The sequence below is a fragment of the Myxococcus sp. RHSTA-1-4 genome (assembly GCF_020037125.1).
Classification (GTDB): Bacteria; Myxococcota; Myxococcia; order Myxococcales; family Myxococcaceae; genus Myxococcus.
Genome location: NZ_JAIQDG010000018.1, coordinates 101,699 through 118,008 on the forward strand (window position 1 = coordinate 101,699; position 16,310 = coordinate 118,008).

The 16,310-nt window shown below is 71.6% G+C and carries 19 protein-coding genes; 5 read left to right on the forward strand and 14 right to left on the reverse strand.

Annotated features, from left to right (window positions below):
* Window positions 1–149 precede the first annotated feature (149 nt).
* The 4 genes from K8638_RS24090 to K8638_RS24105 all read right to left on the reverse strand — a co-directional run bounded on the left by K8638_RS24090 (window position 150) and on the right by K8638_RS24105 (window position 2,457).
* Window positions 150–524 carry a hypothetical protein gene (locus K8638_RS24090; RefSeq protein WP_223756948.1) on the reverse strand — a complete coding sequence of 125 codons (375 nt, stop codon included), beginning with the start codon at window positions 522–524 and terminating at the stop codon, window positions 150–152.
* A 139-nt stretch (window positions 525–663) separates the two neighbouring features.
* Window positions 664–1,467 carry a flagellar M-ring protein FliF gene (locus K8638_RS24095; protein ID WP_223756949.1) on the reverse strand — a complete coding sequence of 268 codons (804 nt, stop codon included), beginning with the start codon at window positions 1,465–1,467 and terminating at the stop codon, window positions 664–666.
* Between the two features lie 12 nt (window positions 1,468–1,479).
* Entirely contained in the window at window positions 1,480–1,965 is a 486-nt protein-coding gene (locus K8638_RS24100) for an ATP-dependent helicase HrpB (RefSeq protein ID WP_223756950.1), read from the reverse strand.
* A 15-nt stretch (window positions 1,966–1,980) separates the two neighbouring features.
* Complete coding sequence (locus K8638_RS24105; RefSeq protein ID WP_223756951.1) at window positions 1,981–2,457, reverse strand: hypothetical protein; 477 nt, start codon at window positions 2,455–2,457, stop codon at window positions 1,981–1,983.
* A 226-nt stretch (window positions 2,458–2,683) separates the two neighbouring features.
* Here K8638_RS24105 and K8638_RS24110 point away from each other — a divergent pair, with 226 nt between their 5' ends.
* Complete coding sequence (locus tag K8638_RS24110; protein ID WP_223756952.1) at window positions 2,684–3,010, forward strand: PilZ domain-containing protein; 327 nt, start codon at window positions 2,684–2,686, stop codon at window positions 3,008–3,010.
* Between the two features lie 3 nt (window positions 3,011–3,013).
* On the opposite strand, the gene K8638_RS24115 is transcribed toward K8638_RS24110, so the two are convergent.
* Complete coding sequence (locus K8638_RS24115; RefSeq protein WP_223756953.1) at window positions 3,014–3,421, reverse strand: response regulator; 408 nt, start codon at window positions 3,419–3,421, stop codon at window positions 3,014–3,016.
* A 354-nt stretch (window positions 3,422–3,775) separates the two neighbouring features.
* On the opposite strand from K8638_RS24115, the gene K8638_RS24120 reads away from it, so the two are divergent.
* Window positions 3,776–4,285 (forward strand): hypothetical protein, encoded by a 510-nt coding sequence (locus tag K8638_RS24120; protein WP_223756954.1) that lies wholly within the window; start codon window positions 3,776–3,778, stop codon window positions 4,283–4,285.
* 12 nt (window positions 4,286–4,297) lie between these two features.
* Here K8638_RS24120 and K8638_RS24125 read toward each other — a convergent pair whose 3' ends face one another.
* From K8638_RS24125 to K8638_RS24165, 9 genes are all read right to left on the reverse strand, one after another.
* Window positions 4,298–4,666 carry a hypothetical protein gene (locus K8638_RS24125; RefSeq protein WP_223756955.1) on the reverse strand — a complete coding sequence of 123 codons (369 nt, stop codon included), beginning with the start codon at window positions 4,664–4,666 and terminating at the stop codon, window positions 4,298–4,300.
* Window positions 4,667–4,781: 115 nt separating this feature from the next.
* Complete coding sequence (locus K8638_RS24130) at window positions 4,782–5,492, reverse strand: SH3 domain-containing protein (RefSeq protein WP_223756956.1); 711 nt, start codon at window positions 5,490–5,492, stop codon at window positions 4,782–4,784.
* Entirely contained in the window at window positions 5,489–7,351 is a 1,863-nt protein-coding gene (locus tag K8638_RS24135) for a BatD family protein (protein WP_223756957.1), read from the reverse strand. The genes K8638_RS24130 and K8638_RS24135 overlap by 4 nt, the downstream gene beginning before the upstream one ends.
* Window positions 7,335–8,318, reverse strand: coding sequence for a tetratricopeptide repeat protein (locus tag K8638_RS24140; protein WP_225937548.1), 984 nt, complete (start codon window positions 8,316–8,318; stop codon window positions 7,335–7,337). The genes K8638_RS24135 and K8638_RS24140 overlap by 17 nt, the downstream gene beginning before the upstream one ends.
* 14 nt (window positions 8,319–8,332) lie before the next feature.
* A complete protein-coding gene (locus K8638_RS24145; protein WP_223756959.1) occupies window positions 8,333–9,394 on the reverse strand; it encodes a VWA domain-containing protein in 1,062 nt (353 codons plus the stop codon).
* The gene (locus K8638_RS24150; RefSeq protein ID WP_223756960.1) at window positions 9,391–10,401 is read right to left on the reverse strand and encodes a VWA domain-containing protein; all 1,011 of its coding nucleotides are present in this window, start codon (window positions 10,399–10,401) and stop codon (window positions 9,391–9,393) included. The genes K8638_RS24145 and K8638_RS24150 overlap by 4 nt, the downstream gene beginning before the upstream one ends.
* Window positions 10,376–11,362 (reverse strand): BatD family protein, encoded by a 987-nt coding sequence (locus K8638_RS24155; protein ID WP_223756961.1) that lies wholly within the window; start codon window positions 11,360–11,362, stop codon window positions 10,376–10,378. The genes K8638_RS24150 and K8638_RS24155 overlap by 26 nt, the downstream gene beginning before the upstream one ends.
* Window positions 11,359–12,240 (reverse strand): DUF58 domain-containing protein, encoded by an 882-nt coding sequence (locus K8638_RS24160; RefSeq protein WP_223756962.1) that lies wholly within the window; start codon window positions 12,238–12,240, stop codon window positions 11,359–11,361. The genes K8638_RS24155 and K8638_RS24160 overlap by 4 nt, the downstream gene beginning before the upstream one ends.
* A 27-nt stretch (window positions 12,241–12,267) precedes the next feature.
* A complete protein-coding gene (locus K8638_RS24165) occupies window positions 12,268–13,257 on the reverse strand; it encodes a MoxR family ATPase (RefSeq protein WP_223756963.1) in 990 nt (329 codons plus the stop codon).
* 196 nt (window positions 13,258–13,453) lie between these two features.
* Between K8638_RS24165 and K8638_RS24170 the strand changes: the two genes are divergently transcribed.
* From K8638_RS24170 to K8638_RS24180, 3 genes are read left to right on the forward strand one after another with little or no spacing between them, the layout of a single operon-like run.
* Window positions 13,454–14,371, forward strand: coding sequence for an alpha/beta fold hydrolase (locus K8638_RS24170; protein WP_223756964.1), 918 nt, complete (start codon window positions 13,454–13,456; stop codon window positions 14,369–14,371).
* Between the two features lie 42 nt (window positions 14,372–14,413).
* Window positions 14,414–15,466: a sensor histidine kinase gene (locus K8638_RS24175; protein WP_223756965.1), complete on the forward strand. Its 1,053-nt coding sequence runs from the start codon at window positions 14,414–14,416 to the stop codon at window positions 15,464–15,466.
* Window positions 15,463–16,248, forward strand: coding sequence for a LytTR family DNA-binding domain-containing protein (locus tag K8638_RS24180; protein WP_223756966.1), 786 nt, complete (start codon window positions 15,463–15,465; stop codon window positions 16,246–16,248). Before K8638_RS24175 ends, K8638_RS24180 begins: the two co-directional genes overlap by 4 nt.
* Window positions 16,249–16,310 lie beyond the last annotated feature (62 nt).

The following is a 16,310-nucleotide window of genomic DNA, read 5'->3' on the forward strand; positions in this document are numbered from 1 at the left end:
GACTCCCTTGCCGCGTTCGGGACACACCCCACCCGTGCACGGCGCCCGCCAGGGGCCGGGCCCGTGAAGACGCGGGGTTGAAGAGACAGGGCATCCGGATGCGGGATGCCGGGTACACGGGCCGGGACGGAGTCCCGCCGCGCGGAGGCTCAGCGCGTGGCCTCGCGGATGAGCCGCTCGGCCAGGGCGCCCAGCGCGGGCGGCGCCCCGGAATCGGCGGGCTCCACCTGACGCCCGGGGAACAGGGTCCGGTGATAGGGCGGCAACCGCCGGAAGATTTCCTGGCGCAGCGGCTCCGACACCTCGTTCATCAAGGCCTTCAACCTCGCGGCGGCGTCGGCCCGCTCTCCGAACTCCACCGCCACCTTCGCCTGCCGCTGCGCCGAGGGCAGGGCCGCGATGTGCAGCAGGTGCTCCTTCGCACGCTCCGCCTCGCGCTCGCGCAGCCCGCCCAGCAGCTCCGCCGCCCGCGCCCGCCCCAGCACCCACGCCACCAGCGCGAAGCGCTCCAGGGGCAGCGGCATCGGCGGAGGAGGCCGGACATGCGTCTTCTCCTCCCGTTCCGGCGCACGGGCCTGGACTGGCGGTGGCGAACTCTTCCTTCCCGGGCGGAGAGCCCGGCCCACACGTGTCGCCTGCATGATGAGGTCCTCCCGCGGCCGCTCACGCCACCTTGCGCGCCGCGCCCGGATTCACCACCGGCCGCGCGGGCACCGGAGGAGCGGGCGGCGCCGAGGCCCGCTCCCGGTAGTGGCGCATCCGCAGCGTCACCAGCACCAGCGCCACCGCCAGCCCCGTCACCACCACGCCGAGCGCCGCGAGCAACGCGCGCAGCCTCGTCAGCGGCGACACTCCCGCCCCCACGGGGACCTCCACCCGGGAGGAGACCTCGTCCACCAGCAGCGACACCGCGTCCGGCGACAAACCCTCCACACCGCCCGCGATGAGGGCCTTCAGCGTCTCCCCGGACTGCCGCACCCGCGCCGCGCTTCCCGGCGCCACGCGCAGCATGGCCGACGCCTTCGACGGCGCGGGCGTCTGCCCCGGCCTCGGCGGCGCCGGCACCACGAGGTGGACGCGCGCCAGCAGCACGCCCTCCACCGTCTGCAGCGTCTTCTCCATCCCCCGCTCCAGCACCCGCACGCGGCAGACGGACTCCTCCACCGGCGTGCGCACCAGCCCGCCGCCACCGAAGACGTCGCACCCCACCTCCGCCGCGGGCCTCGGCAGCCCCAGCTCCGCGAGGATTCGCACCGCGTCCGTGGCCTGCTCGTCCATCACCTCGATGGACCACGTGGGCTTCTTGCCCGCCTCCGGAACCTTGCGGGCGTCGAGCCCGCGTTCGAGGAGCACGGCCTGCAGCTCGTTGGCCTGCCGCTCGTCGAGGCCGTGCTGGATGCGCTCCCGGCACGCGGTGGCGCACAGGAGCAGGAGGAAGATGAGACAGCGTCGGGGAGGGAAACGCATGATGGGTGCTCCTCAAACCTGGGTCTGGAGGACCTGCTTGACGCCGCCGGTCGCCTTCTCGACGACCTTGCCGGCGAGGTCGAGCTCCTGGCTCGCGCGGTAGACGTGGGCCTGCAGCGCGAGCAGCTCCGCGGGAGTGAAGGTGCGGCCGGACTCCGCCATCTTCAGGATGTGGTCCAACCGCTTCTGCGCCTGCCCCACCCTGTCCAGCACCTGCGCCGCCTGCTGCTCGCGCGCCGCCTGCACCGAATCCACCCGCGCGCCGGGCTTCACCTCCGCGCAGCCCGGCGCCGCGCGGCTCGCGGCCTCCGCCCGGGCCACGCCGCGTGGCGCCTCCGCGGGCGCGGGCCGTGAAGGCCCTTCCGTGGCCACCGGCAGCCCGGTGCCCCGAGCCGGTCCGCGCGCCTCTTCCAGCACCTTGCCGAACCGCTCCCGTCCGGGCTCCACCGCGGGCGACACGCCCGCTCCGCCCACCGGGCCCACCTTGTCCATGGCCATGGCTCGCGAGGCTCCTCAGCGGATGTTGTTGATGGCCGCCTTCGCGGAGTCGTGGCGGACCTTCATGATGTTGGAGATGGCGTTGTGCTCGCGGCTCTCCCGCTGCATCTCGTTCTGGAGCGCCAGGTAGGCCATGTTGAACTTCTGGCCGTCCGCGCTGAGCGCCCGCTGCGCCTCCAGCAAATCCCACGCATCTCCGCTGCCCGTCGCTCCGCCCACCGCGCTCGGGCCCACGTTCCCCGCGCTTCCCGGCATGGGCGCCGACTTGCCGAGCCCGTCCGTGGAGGCCACGGTCGACACCACGCTCCGCGCGCTGGACACGGCGGCGCTGACGATGGGACCCGCCGGAATCATCCCCCCGACGAGCCCGACGCCCGAGCGCGCCACCTCGTGGGCCGCGCGGGCCAGCACCGTCCCGAATTCGTTCTTCGGCGTCTGGCGCGGGACGGTATGGGTGATGGTCAGCGAGGGAATCCGGTTGTCGGGGTCCATTGGGCAGTCTCCTGCGGCGAGTTGCGGGAGGCCCAGTTCAGGCGGCGTGCCAGCGCCAAACCCCAGCAATCCCAGGCACCTGGCCCTGGCGCGGGGCCGGCGTGCGCTCCACGGGACGGGAGGGGAGTCCGTCCAACGGGACGGGGCGCGGCGGACGGAAACTTGCCTCTTCGTCCCCGTGCCTCAGAGTTGTCGCACCCTGTCGCACGCAAGAAGAGAGGGAACGATGATGACTCCCGCTGGCGGTCCCCGGACGGTCGAGCGCTACCACCCGCGCGTCGAGGCCCACATTCCCGTGAAGGTGCTCCTGCCGGGACGCACCGTGACGGTCCAGGCGCGCGACGTGTCCATGGCGGGCCTGTTCCTCCAGGCCCATGCGCCGGACGCCACGCAGCGGCTCACCATCGCCGTGCCGCTGCCCGGAGACCGCGAGGTCGTCACCACCTGCGAAATCCGCCGCCGCGAGGTGGATGGCGTGGCGCTGGAGTTCGGCGAGCTGGACTGGGACGACCTCATCGCCCTGGCGCGCTTCCTCCACCCGCGCCTGCCCTGACGCTCAGGCGGGCTCGCTCTTCGCCCGCGCCGCGCGCAGCCGCTCCACCAGGGCCATCAGCTCCGCGCCCCGGAAGGGCTTGTGGATGTAGCCGTCCGCGCCCGCCAGCGTCGCGCTCTCCATGTCCGACTTCTTCGCCTTCGCGGTGAGCATGTAGAGCGGCACCCCGGCGGTCGCCGGGTCGCTCTTGAGGATGCGGCACACGGAGATGCCGTCGAGCTGCGGCAGGACGACGTCCATCAGGATGAGGTGGAACGTCCCGTTGCGCGCCAGCTTCAGCCCCTCCAGCCCGTTGGCCGCGCACACCACGTCCACGGTGCCGTCGCTCAGCATGGAGCGCACCAGCTCCCGGATGACCGGTTCATCCTCGACGAGCAGGATGTGGAAGGGTGCCTGGGAATTGCCAGCCATGGTTCTCCGGACGCGACTCTAGGCCACTGCGGGGCGGCTCGCGGGCCTGCGCCACCCCCCGATGCCGGTGCCACCTGCGGCGCGCGGTATAGCCCCGACCGCACCCCACGCAACAGGGTGGTCTCGACGATTGTCCGATGCGCCCCGCACCGCCCATACGTAAGCCTGACATGAAGCGGTTGCCCCACTTCCCACGTCGTGTCTCCCCGCACGTCCGCCCACCTGCGAATTAGGCAGCCTGACAAGGCCCTGAAGCAGACATGGGTCCAGCCCTGGTGGGCGGGCGTGGACTCCGGCCGTTATGATGGGCCGGAAATGGCTGCGAAACTGGAATGTCCAGAGTGCCGGGGAAGAGTGGCTGCAAACGACATCCGGTGCGGCCACTGTGGACGGCTGCTCGCCCCGGAGCTGGCCGGCAGGGAGTCCTTCGTCCCGGAGAGGCCGCTGCCGCCCCAGCGCCGGCCCACCCTGGAGCTGCCGAGCATTCCGGTGAAGCAGCCCACGCCGCATGACCTGGCCACCACGCGCTTCACGGTGCCCCTGGACGCACACACGGTACCGCGCCTGCGAGCCCGGCTGGACCTCGAGGGGCGGCCGCTCCAACCCTTCGAGGCGCACGTCGCGTCCTTCATCGACGGAGTGCAGTCCGTCCCGGACCTGGCGCGCGCCGCGCGGCTGCCGGAAATCGAGGTGAAGGTCGTCCTCAAGGGCCTGCTGGAGCGCGGCCTGGTGGAGCTGCACCACACGTCCACCGGGGAGCTGCCGGTGCTCGACGGCAACGAGTTCCTCGTGCTGGAGCCCATGGCGCTCGGTGACGAGGAGCCGCCGCCACCACCCCGGCGCCTCACCGGCCACAAGCGCTGAAGCAGGGGCCGCTCACGGCCACCCGCCGTCCAGGAGCTGCTCCGCTTCCTCCAGCGAGAAGGCCAGGTGCGCCTCGTGTCCAATCGCCCGGCTGGTGCGCTCGAAGACCACGGCCGCTTCCAGCGAGCGCCCCACCACCCGCACCACCCGGCGGAAGCCTCGCGCCCGCCCGCTCTCGATGATGCGCCTGAGCTGGCCCGCCGCCTGCGGGGGGACCCGCGTGACGCCGCTCAGGTCCGACACCATGTCGAACCCCGGGCGCAGCCGGTCCATGGCGGCCACGGCGGCGTCCCCAACCCGGAGCGCCTCCGCGTCATCGATTTCGCCCCACAGGCGCACCACCAGCCGGTTCTTGCCGACCCGCGCCTCAACCTCGAACACTGAGCCGCGCCCTCCAGGAAAGACCAGCCTTCCTTCCGGGCTTCAGTCTACCGCCGGGCTCACACGCTCTTCCAAACTTCCTTGAGAAGCTGACGAAAGACTGTCCGCCAGCATTTCAGATTTCCGCCACGCCATCTCGCTCGGCCCAACCTTCCAGGCCATTGGGGAGGCGGATGCGAACGAAGCGGCCGGTCTCCTCGAGCAGCCGCACCTTGAGGCCGGCGTGGACCTCGAAGATGGAGCGGGCGCCGGGCTGGGGCAGCTCGCGGGCCACCAGCGTGGGGGAGAGGACCACGGCCTCGTGCACCGTCTCCTCCACCCAGGCGTGCGTGGCCAGCAACAGCCCGGAGGGCACCGCCACGGCGAAGAGCAGCGCGGTGATGATGCCCACCGCCGTGCGCCGGCCCGGGCGCAGCGCGCGCCACAGCAGCACCAGGGCGAAGGCCGCCACCCAGGTGCCCAGGAAGGTCCACGCCACCACGTTGCCGTCGGTGGCCGCCGCCACGCGAGGGAGGAACTCCTCCTCCGCGGTGGCGCCCACCACCTTGTCCACCTGGCGCGCGCGGGCCACGGCGAGGTTGGCCTCCAGGTCCGGCGCGCGGCCGCCCTGCTTCTTCGCCTGCTCCAGCGCCAGCACCGCCCGGCCCAGGTCTCCCCGCGCCAGGTGCGTGGTGCCCAGGTTGTAGAGCACGTCCGGCCCGCCGTGGCCGTGCGACAGCAGCTTCTCGTAGCCCGCCTGGGCCGCCGCGTAGTCCTCGCGCGCGTACGCCTCGTTGGCCTTGAGGAAGACGTCCTGCGCCTCTTCCGGCGTGTAGTAGCCGCTCACGCCCAGCCCTCCATGGCCGCCGCCGCGGCATCCATCACCTTCTGGCGCTCGGCCGGGTTGCCCCCACCGCCGTAGCGGCCCAAATCACACGCCTCCAGCACGAAGAGCACCCGCGAGCGCCGCTCCGCGTCCGCGCCGGCGGCCGTCATCCGCTCGGTGAGCACGTCTCGCGTGAGGCCGCCCACCGGCATGCCCAGCCGCGCCTCCAGGAAGCCGTGCAGCGCCTTCTCCACCTCCGCGTAGAAGGCCCCCACGTTGCTCCCGCCCTGCAGCTTCTCCGCCTCCGCCAGCCGCCGGCGCGCGGCCTTCGCCTGCTGCCGGCCGCGGTCCGCCTCCGAGCGGGTGGCCAGCTTCCCACGCACCCCGCCGATGAGGGCCACCCCCAGCAGCAGCCCCAGGGGCGCCAGCACCACCGGAAGGAAGAAGCCCCGCTTCCAGGGCGGCTCGGAGGGGGCCTCGAAGCGCGCCTGGTAGCGCACCGGGCGCAGCCCGCCCGCGGTCAGCACGTTCTTCTGCTCGTTGGCCGCGTCCGCCATCTGCGACGGAGACGACGGCAGCGCCGACACGCCGCCCGCGCCCGCCTCCACGGTAATCGTCACCGGGTCCGTGCGCGCGACGTCATAGGCGCGTGCGCGCGGGTCGAAGAAGGGGAACTCCAGCGCGGGCAGCGTGAAGGTGCCCGTGCGCTGCGGCATCACCAGGTACTCCACCACGCGCCGGCCCTGCACGCGGTTGCGCTGGGGCGTCACCTTGTCGGTGGTGGTCGGGTCATAGATTTTGAGCGCGGCCGGGCCGGTGAGCTTCGGCGGGGTGACGTTCTTCACGTTGCCCACGCCCTCCAGGATGACCTTCACCGTGACGGGCTGGCCCAGTTCCACCCGCGTCTGCGACACCTCCATGGACATCCGCCAGCTCCCCACGTGGGCGTTGGACATGCCTGGCGGGGCCCCCGGCGGCAGCGGCTTCACCTTCACCTTCAGCCCGTTGGATACGCGGTGCACGCGGTGGCCGGCGAAGAGGAAGCCGGTGGTGATGTCCGCCTCCGCGGGGGTGATGGACAGCGTGCCGGGCTTCACCGGGAAGAGCGCGCGGCGGCGCAGCAGGTAGGCGCGGTAGGGGACGCCGTCGACGATTCGCTGCTCGCCGGACAGCTGCGTGGGGCTCTCCACCTCCTCCGTCCAGAAGCCCTCCAGCTTGGGCATGGTGACGGAGTCCACGCTGGACAGGTCCACCCGCGAGTAGATGTAGAGCGACAGCGTCACCTGCTCGCCGACGAACACGTCGTCCCGGTCCAGGCTCGAGCGCAGGAACAGGTCCGAGTCCCCTCGTGGAATCGTGGGCTCGTCCTCCTCCAGCTCGTCGGCGAACGGGTCCGGCGGCTGTGATGGCATGCTGGCGAACGGGTCCGGCAGCCTCGAGCCTCCAGGCTGGCCGGCGGACGACCCGAGCCGGCCGGTCCGCACCGAGATTTCCACCGGCTGCGTGCGGTACGTCTTTCCGCGCACCGTGATTTGCGAGGGCGGAATCTTCAGCCGTCCGGCGCGATTGGCGCGCATCACCAGCACGTACCGGGTGATGTCCTGGATGACGGCCGGGCCGCCGCCGGACAGGGAGATGGAGCGCTGGCTGCTACGCGAGCTGGAGAGGACCTCGAAGTCCTCCGACTCCGGCAGTTGCACCTGCGCGTTGGGCGGCGCGTCCACCACCACCACCGTGAGGCGGAAGGTGTCGTCGCTGCCGACCTCCTGCCGGTCCACCGTCTGGTAGAAATCGAGGTCGTCGTTCGCCCAGGCCGGCGCCGTGGCCAGCAGGGCAAGCACGGCGAGCAGGGCCCCGCGGGCGCTACCAGTCCTTCTCATTCGGCTTCCTCTGCTTCTTCTTCTGCTGGAAACGCCAGAGCTGGAGATTCTTCTCGTTCTGCTTCATCGCATCCAGCAGGCGCTCCGCCTCCTGCCGGTCCAGGTCCGACGGGCTCGCGCCGCCATCCGCGGCCTCCTCCGCCTCCTGTTCTCCCGCGCTGCCGCCGTCAGCGCCACCGTCCTGGGGTTCACCCTCACCGTCGTCCTGGCCGCCGTCCGCGCCACCGTCCGCGCCGCCATCGCCCTTCTGTGGCTGCCCCTGCTCTCCACCATCCGCGCCGCCGTCCGCGCCGCCGTCCGCGCCACCGTCACCCGGGCCCCCGTCCGCGCCGCCGTCCGCGCCACCATCACCGGCGCCGCCGTCCGCGCCACCATCCGCGCCGCCGTCCGTGCCCCCGTCCTGGGGCGTGCCGCCATCTCCCGGCGTGCCACCATCCTGGCCCGCGTCCGGACGCCCGCCGTCGCTGCCACCGTCGGTCCCGCCGTCCGCGCCGCCGTCCGGCTTCTTGTCATTCTGGGGCGGCGGCAGGTTGCGCAGCACCACCTCGTAGTTGTGGCGCGCCTGCACGTCCCGCGGGTCCAGCGTGAGGGCACGCCGGTAGGCCTTCAGCGCCTCCTGCCGGTCCCCCGTGGTGGCGTGCAGGTTGCCCAGGTTGTACCAGGCCTTCTGCCGCAGGTCGGGCCGGTTGGACTCCGTCACCCCCTGGAAGACCTCCCGTGCCTCGGGGATGCGGCCCAGCTTGGCCAGCGCGTCCCCGCGGTTGAAGTCCACCACCGGGTCGTTGGGCCGCTCCTTCTTCGCCGCCTCGAAGGCCCGCAGCGCCTCTTCGTAGTTGCCCGCCGCGTACGCCTCGCGCCCCTGCTGCACCAGCGGGTGGTCCCGCTCCAGCGGGCCCGCGGCCCACGCCGTCGAGGACAGCGCCAGCGACACCACCAGCCCCCACGCCACGAGCCCCCGTGCCTTCATGCCCTGGCCCGCGCTCACGGTGACGGCCTCCGGCGCGAGGACGGCAGCAGCAACATGCCCAGCGCGAGCAGCGCCAGCCCCGGAATGGCGAAGGTCTGGAAGCGCTCGTCGTAGCGGACCGTCACCCGGCTCTCCAGCTCGCTCTTCTGCATCTGGTCGATGCGATCCACCACCTGCGCCATGGCCACGCCACGCGGCTGGTGGAAGAACGTCCCTCCGGTCGCCTCGGCGATGGCCGTCAGGCCCGCGCGGTCCAACCGGGTAACCACCGTCTCCCCCGTCGCGTCCTTCTTGTAGTCCACGAACTCGCCCCGCCGGTCATACACGGGAATGGGCTCACCGGACTCCGAGCCCACGCCCACCGCCAGCACCGGCACGCCCGCCTCCTTCAGCGCCTCGCTGGCCTCGGACACCTCGCCGAAGAGGTCCTCGCCGTCGGACAGCAGCACCACCACGCGCTCCTTCGAGCCCCGGTCCGCGTTGTCCAGCACCTGCTTGGCCAGCTTCAGCGCCGCGCCCACGTTGGTGCCGCCCTGGGGCATCACCTCCGGGTCCACCGCGCGAAGGAACAGCTTCACCGCCGAGTAGTCCGACGTCAGCGGCGACTGGATGAAGGCGTCGCCCGCGAAGACGACGAGGCCCACGCGGTCGCCCTTCAGCTCGTCCAGCAGCGTCGTCAACTCCAGCTTCGCGCGCTCCAGGCGGCTGGGCTGCACGTCTCGCGCGAGCATGGACTTGGACGCATCCAGCGCCACCACCACGTCGATGCCGCGCCGCTTCGTCAGCTCGCTCTTGGTGCCACACTGGGGCTGCGCCAGCGCGAAGCCGAAGAGGGCCAGCCCCAGCCCATACAGGCCGCTCTGCATGGCGGGGCGCCACACGGAGACGCCCGGCGTGAAGCGCTCCGCGTGCCGCTCGTTCAGGAGCGCGCGCACACGCGAGCGGCGCCGCAGCGCCCCCATCAGCGCCAGCATGCCGAGCAGCACGCCCAGCAGCATCAGCAGCAGGAAGAAGGGCTGGGCGAGTCCCGCCTGGTAGCCGAGCACGGTGAAGCGCCAGGGTTCCACGGGCGTCACGGGAAGACCCTCAGGAAGGAGGCGCGCAGGAGCAGCTCCAGCGCGGCGAGGCCGAAGGCGGCCAGCAGGAACGGATGGAACTCCTCGCGGTAGGTGGCGCTGGCGCCGCCCTCCATCAGCTTGGAGCGCTCCAGCGAGTCGAGCACCTTCTGCAGGCCCGCCCGCAGCCCCTCCGGGTCCGTGGCGCGGTAGTACTCGCCGCCGGTGCGGTCCGCGATGTCCTGCATCAGCTCCGGGTTGATGGGAATCTCCGTCTCGCGCCACACGGTGTTGCCGAACAGGTCCGTGCCCTGCGGGAAGGGCACCTTGCCGCCCTTGCCCACGAGGATGGTGTAGATGGGCACCTTCAGCGAGTGCGCCATGTTGGCCGCGTCCATGGGCGAAATCTTCCCGGCGTTGTTGTCACCGTCGGTAATCAGCACCACCACGCGGCTCTTCGCGTCCGAGTCGCGCAGGCGGTTGAGCGACGTGGCCAGCGCGTCGCCAATGGCGGTGCCGTCCTCCAGCACGCGGGTGCGCAGCTGCTTGATGACCTCCTTCAGCACGCCGTAGTCCAGCGTCAGCGGCGCCTGGGTGTACGCCGCGCCCGCGAACACCACGAGGCCGATGCGGTCATTCACCCGGTTGGCGATGAACTCGCTGAGCACCTCCTTGGCCACGTGCATGCGGTTCTGCGGGCGGAAGTCTCCGGCCTCCATGGAGGTGGACAGGTCGAGCGCCACCACGATGTCGATGCCCTCCACCGACAGGTCGCGCACCCGGGAGTCGCGCGCCTGCGGCCGGGCGATGGCGAGGATGGCCGCCGTCACCGCCGCCGCGCGCAAGAAGGGTAGCAGGGGCAGCAGGTACGTGCGCAGCCCCTTGCCGTTCCGGGCGAAGACATGCGCGGCGGAGAAGCGCAGCGTGGCGCGGGCGCGCCGCTCCCGCCACGCCTGCACCAGCAGCAGCGGCACGAGCAGCAGCCCCCAGAGCGCCTCGGGGTTATTGAACGCGGGGAGCGGCGGCATTGGCGGGAGCCTGGGGCGGCGGGGGCGGAACGTACGTCTTGTCGATGAGCGCGTAGCCGAAGGCGAGCGCGTCGCGGCAGGACTCGGGTGACGCGTCCGCGCGCGCGTACTTCACCATGTCCGACTCGGACACGAAGCGCATCAGCGCGTCCTCGGGGAGACCGGGCGTGGGCAGGCGGCGCAGCGAGGCCATCAGCTCGGAGCTGGTGCACTCCAGCGCCTCGAAGCCGTAGCGCTCGCCGAGGTAGCCGCGGATGATTTCGGACAGCCGGAAGTAGAAGTCCTTCACGTGGCCGCGCGCGGGCAGATTCTCCGCCTTGAGCGCGTCCAGCGCCTTGCGGGTGCGCACGTCCAGCGGCAGCAGTGGCGGCGCCTCCACGTGCTTCGGGCGCTTCTTCCACCAGCGCCACAGCGCCCACGCCAGCAGCGCCGCGGCCAGGGCGCCCAGCAGGCCCAGCACCAGCCGCCACGAGCGGATGAGCACCTCCTGCGGAGGCTGGTAGTCGAAGAGATCCGCGCCCTGCCCGTCCGCGTCCGGCGGCAGCGTGGACGCCACCTCCACCTCGCGGCCCGGCAGGGTGAACTTCCGGGGACCGTCCGGCGTGGCCACGTCGAAGGACAGCGGCGGCACCTGCAGCTTGCCCAGCGCGAAGGCGGACATCCGCACCCGGAAGGTGGTGGTCGCCGCGTCCGTGCCGTCCTTCCGCTGGCGCGTCTGGTCCAGCAGCTCGAAGTCCCCCGCCTCCGTGGGCAGCGTCAGCTCGTAGCGCTGGTCCAACGGATGGGTGATGACCACCTCGTACGTGAAGGGGTCGCCGATGCGCACCTGCTGGGGGTCCACGCGCACCGACAAATCCTGGGGCTGCACCGTCTCGTGCGCGGGCGCGCCGGGGGGCTCGGCGCTCCACGCCGGGAGCGGGGCCACCAGGAGCAGGGCCAGCACGGGCAGGAGCCGCTTCACGCCGCCATCCTCCGGGCCCGCGCGCGGAAGAACTGCGCGAGCGCCTTGCCATGGTCATCGCCGGCCCGCAGCTCCACGTGGTCCAGCTCCAGCTTCTTGAACAGCTTGCGCCGTTCGTCGCGCGCGGCCTGCATGGCCCGGGCGAAGCGGCCGCGCACGCGCGGGTCGCTGGTGTCCACGACGAAGCGCTCGCCCGTCTCCGGGTCCTCCATCTCCACCAGCCCCAGGCGGGGGAACTCCGCCTCCAGCGGGTCCTCCACCACCACGGGCACCAGGTCGTGCCTGCGTCCCACCAGCCGCAGCGGCTTCTCGTAGTCGCGCGCCTGGAAGTCGGAGATGAGGAAGGTGACGGCCTTCCGCTTCGCCACCTGCGTCAGGTACGTGAGCCCCGCCGCCAGGTCCGTCCCCTTCCCCGCCGGCCGGAAGGTGAGGATGTCGCTCACCAGCCGCAACACGTGCGTGCGGCCCTTGCGCGGCGGCACCACCTTCTCCACCCGATCCGAGAAGAGGATGAGCCCCACCCGGTCGTTGTTCGCGATGGCGCTGAAGGCAATCTGCGCGGCGACCTCCGCGGAGATTTCCGCCTTGGTGCGCTCCCTGGAGCCGAACTCCTTGGAGGCGGACACGTCCACCACGAGCATCACCGTCAGCTCGCGCTCCTCGGTGAAGACCTTGACGTAGGCCTCGTTCATGCGCGCGGTGACGTTCCAGTCGATGATGCGAATCTCGTCACCGGGCTGGTACTGGCGCACCTCGGAGAAGGCCATGCCGCGGCCCTTGAAGACCGAGTGGTACTGGCCCGCGAGCATGTCGGAGACCACCTTGCGGGTGCGAATCTCCAGCTTGCGGATGCGGCGGATGAGGTCCTTGGGGAGCACGGGGTGCCTGCGGCTCGGGAGGGGACGTCAGGGGACTTCGACGCGGTCGAACACGCGCTGGATGATCTTCTCCGCGGTGAGCTCCTCGGCCTCCGCCTCGTACGTCATGGCGATGCGGTGGCGGAGCACGTCGAAGGCGATGGCCTTCACGTCTTCAGGCGTGACGAAGCCGCGGTGGCGCAGGAAGGCGTGGGCGCGCGCGGCCTGGGCCAGGGAGATGGTGGCGCGCGGCGAGGCGCCGAACTGGATGTAGTCCGCCAGGTCCTTGAGGCCGTACTTGTTGGGCTCGCGCGTGGCGAACACCACGTTGAGGATGTACTCCTTCACCTTCTCGTCCATGTAGATGTGGTGGACGAGCTCGCGGGCGCGGACCAGGTGCTCCAGGGCGATGACCTTCTGCGCCCGGGGCGAGGAGCCGCCGGACATCCGGTCCATGATGACCTTCTCCTCGTCCCGCGTGGGGTAGCCCACCTTCACCTTGAGCATGAAGCGGTCCACCTGCGCCTCGGGCAGCGGGTAGGTGCCTTCCTGCTCGATGGGGTTCTGGGTGGCCAGCACGAGGAAGGGCGAGGGCAGCGCGAAGGTCTGGTCGCCGATGGTGACCTGGCGCTCGGCCATGGCCTCCAGGAGGGCGGACTGGACCTTGGCGGGGGCGCGGTTGATTTCGTCCGCGAGGACGATGTTCGCGAAGATGGGGCCCTTGCGGACGGTGAAGTTCGCCGCCTGCTGGTTGTAGATCATCGTGCCCACCAGGTCCGCCGGCAGCAGGTCGGGCGTGAACTGGATGCGCATGAAGGTGGCGCTGAGCGCGTCCGCCACGGTGCGCACGGTGAGCGTCTTGGCGAGGCCGGGGACACCCTCCAGCAGCACGTGCCCGTTGCAGAGCAGCCCGATGAGGATGCGCTCGAGCATGTAGCGCTGCCCGACGATGACCTTGCCGGTCTCCTGGTTGAGGATCTCGACGAAGCTGCTTTCCTGCTGCACGCGTTCGGTGAGCGCGCGAATGTCGATGTTCATGTCGCCTCGTGTCGGACTGGCGGCGGGCAGCCTAGGGGTTACAGGGTATCTGGCTCAACACCGCAGAAGCCCGGGCATTCCAGTAAGTTGCGTGCCTGTCCACCCCTTCTGGAGCCCCCCTTCCCATGTCCCACCCCACCCCGCGGTTCCACTCCCGGTGGAAGCCGGCCCGTCCCCCGGGTCCAGGAGGGCGGCCATGAAGGCCCCGGCGAAGGCTCCGGCGGTGGGGCCGGTGGAGGCCGGGCTGCTGGGGCAGCTGGCCCCGGCGGTGACGGCCACGGTGCGCTGGCTACCGGGCGGCGGGGCCCTGCGGGTGCTGGAGGGCGGGCAGGGGCCCACGGTGGTGCTGCTGCACGGGCGCGGCGGGGCGGCATCCACGTGGTTCGTCTACCTGACGGCGCTGGCCCGGGGGCACCGGGTGCTGGCGGTGGACCTGCCCGGTTTCGGGATGTCCTCGGCGCCCGAGGGCCCGCTGGCCACGGCGGAGGACGGGGTGCGCTTCTTCACCGGCCCGGTGGAGGAGCTGCTGCTCCAGCTCGCTCCGGGGCCGGCGGCGGTGGTGGGCCACTCCCTGGGCGGGCTGGTGGCGGTGGAGCTGGCGCTGCGCGGCCGGGTGCCCGTCGAGCGGCTGGCGCTGGTGGATGCGATGGGGCTGGGGCCGGAGATGCAGCGCAAGGCGCGCCTGTTCTTCCGCGCGGGGCCGGAGCGGCTGGCGCGCTCACTGGGGCCGTGGGCGTGGTCGCGCCTGATGCCGCCCTCCCCCACCCCGCTGGGCGAGCGGATGGGGGCGCTGGGTTACGAGCTGCTGGCGGTGCCGGGTGGCAGGGACGCGGCGACGCGGGCGTTCAACACGCTGGTCCCCGTGGCCGGTCCGCTGTTCCACCGGAGGGAGCGGCTGGGTGAGGTGAAGGTGCCGGTGCTGCTCGTGTGGGGCGAGAAGGAGGACACCCTGCCCCTGTCGCTCGCGGAGGAGGCGGCACGAAGGCTTCCCCAGGCGCGGCTGATGCGTGTGGACGCGGGGCACAGTCCGCATCAGGAGCATCCCGAGCGCGTGCTTCCGGAACTGAAGGCGTTCCTGGATGAGAGGTCCTCTGTCAGCGGGATGCCCGAGTAGCAGGCCACGGCTGCCCCCGCGGATCCCCGTATAGTCCCGGCAATGGGACGTCGCAGGCTCTGGCATTGGTGGGCCATCTCCTTCGTCTACTGGACGCTGGCCGGTCTCGCGGACGCCAGCGAGACGCACTCCGTGGACGGCGTGAGCTGGGAGCACGCGCTGCTCACGTCGTTGCTTGCCCACGTCCTCTGGGTCCCCCTGACGGTCATCATCCTCCCGTTCGGGCTGCGCTTCCCGTTCGAGCGGCGGCGCTGGCGCTCACGCGTCGCACTCCACCTGGCGGCGGCGGTCGCCGTCTCGTGCATCCGGGCGTCGGTCATCTTCTCACTGGACCCCTGGGTCGGCTGGTACGCGCAGCGGCCCGAGTTCCTGGATGTGCTCGAGCACGCCCTCCTCTACAACCCCTTCATCTACTTCACCCTCCTCGGCGTGGCGAACGCGCTCTACTACGCCGACCAGCTCCGCCTGCGGGACTCCCAGCTCGCCCGCGCGCAACTGCATGCGCTCAAGGCCCAGCTCCATCCCCACTTCCTCTTCAACACGCTCCACTCCATCTCCGCCCTCGTGCATCGCGACCCCAACGGGAGCGAGCGGATGATTGCGCGCCTGAGCGACCTCCTGCGCTCCACGCTCGATGCCGCAACCCGGGAGGAGGTCTCGCTCCAGGAGGAGCTGCGCACCGTGCAGCTCTACCTGGACATCCAGGGGGTACGCTTCGCCGACCGGCTCACGGTGCGGCAGGACATCGAGCCGGAGGCGCTCACCGCGCACGTCCCCCACCTGGTGCTCCAGCCGCTGGTCGAGAACGCCATCCAGCATGGCATCGCCCCGAGCTCCGAGCCGGGGACGGTGACGCTGGCCGCACGGCGGGCGGGCTCGGAGCTGCTCCTGGAGGTGCGGGACGACGGCGTCGGCCTGAGCGACACCCCGGCGGCGCTCTCTGGCGGCAAGGGCGGAGGCCGGGGGCTGTGGCTCACCCGCGAGCGCCTCGCGCAGCTCTACGGAACGGACCACCGGATGGAGCTCCGGGAGGCCTCGGGCGGAGGCACGGAGGTGAGGCTCGCGATTCCATTCCGCACGGAGCCCTCCCCGTGAACAGCAGGATGCGCGTGCTCATCGTCGATGACGAGCCGCTCGCTCGCGAGCGCCTGAAGGACCTGCTGGCCGAGGCCGCCGACATGGAGCTCATCGGCGAGTGCCGCAACGGCCGCGAGGCCATCTCGGCCATCGAGGCGAAGCGCCCGGACCTCGTCCTCCTGGACGTGGAGATGCCCGGGCCCGATGGCTTCGGCGTCCTCCGCGCCCTCGCGCCCGAGCACCAGCCCGCGGTCATCTTCGTGACGGCCCACCGCGACTTCGCGGTGCAGGCCTTCGAGGCCAATGCCCTCGACTACCTGCTCAAGCCGTTCGACCGGGAGCGTTTCCTCATGAGCCTGGCGCGTGCGCGCGAGCGCCGCCGGAGCCTGACGCCCCACCTGGACACGGAGGTGCTGGCGCGGCTCGAGGCGCTCACGCTGCGCGAGCCCCCGGGAACGGGCCGCTACGTGACACGGCTCGTGACGCGGACGGGGTGGCGCATGCGCTTTCTCCGCGTCGAGGACATCGACTACCTGACGGCGGAGGGGAACTACGTCTCCGTGCACCTGGGCGCCCAATCGCACCTCATGCGAGAGACGCTGAACGCGCTGGAGGCGAAGCTCGACCCGAAGAAGTTCCTGCGCGCCCACCGCTCGTTCATCGTGCAGCTCGACCGCATCGAGGAGGTGGAGCCGCTCCCGCCCGGCGAATACGTGCTCACGCTGCGGGACGGCACCCGGCTGACCTCCGGCCGGAGCTATCGCGCGCGAGTGCAACGCGCGCTCGACCTGCCGAGCTGAACCGTACGCGGACGGCGTTCCACCGTTCGCCCCAGACCCTCCACGGTTCGTCACATCCGCTT

What these genes read in the sequence shown, in the direction of transcription:
- K8638_RS24140 (WP_225937548.1), bottom strand. Translation starts at nt 8,318, where the DNA reads ATGAAGGCACGGGGGCTCGTGGCGTGGGGGCTGGTGGTGTCGCTGGCG.
- K8638_RS24175 (WP_223756965.1), top strand. Translation starts at nt 14,414, where the DNA reads ATGGGACGTCGCAGGCTCTGGCATTGGTGGGCCATCTCCTTCGTCTAC.
- K8638_RS24135 (WP_223756957.1), bottom strand. Translation starts at nt 7,351, where the DNA reads ATGAGAAGGACTGGTAGCGCCCGCGGGGCCCTGCTCGCCGTGCTTGCC.
- K8638_RS24095 (WP_223756949.1), bottom strand. Translation starts at nt 1,467, where the DNA reads ATGCGTTTCCCTCCCCGACGCTGTCTCATCTTCCTCCTGCTCCTGTGC.
- K8638_RS24170 (WP_223756964.1), top strand. Translation starts at nt 13,454, where the DNA reads ATGAAGGCCCCGGCGAAGGCTCCGGCGGTGGGGCCGGTGGAGGCCGGG.
- K8638_RS24105 (WP_223756951.1), bottom strand. Translation starts at nt 2,457, where the DNA reads ATGGACCCCGACAACCGGATTCCCTCGCTGACCATCACCCATACCGTC.
- K8638_RS24100 (WP_223756950.1), bottom strand. Translation starts at nt 1,965, where the DNA reads ATGGCCATGGACAAGGTGGGCCCGGTGGGCGGAGCGGGCGTGTCGCCC.
- K8638_RS24090 (WP_223756948.1), bottom strand. Translation starts at nt 524, where the DNA reads ATGCCGCTGCCCCTGGAGCGCTTCGCGCTGGTGGCGTGGGTGCTGGGG.
- K8638_RS24110 (WP_223756952.1), top strand. Translation starts at nt 2,684, where the DNA reads ATGATGACTCCCGCTGGCGGTCCCCGGACGGTCGAGCGCTACCACCCG.
- K8638_RS24150 (WP_223756960.1), bottom strand. Translation starts at nt 10,401, where the DNA reads ATGCCGCCGCTCCCCGCGTTCAATAACCCCGAGGCGCTCTGGGGGCTG.
- K8638_RS24115 (WP_223756953.1), bottom strand. Translation starts at nt 3,421, where the DNA reads ATGGCTGGCAATTCCCAGGCACCCTTCCACATCCTGCTCGTCGAGGAT.
- K8638_RS24165 (WP_223756963.1), bottom strand. Translation starts at nt 13,257, where the DNA reads ATGAACATCGACATTCGCGCGCTCACCGAACGCGTGCAGCAGGAAAGC.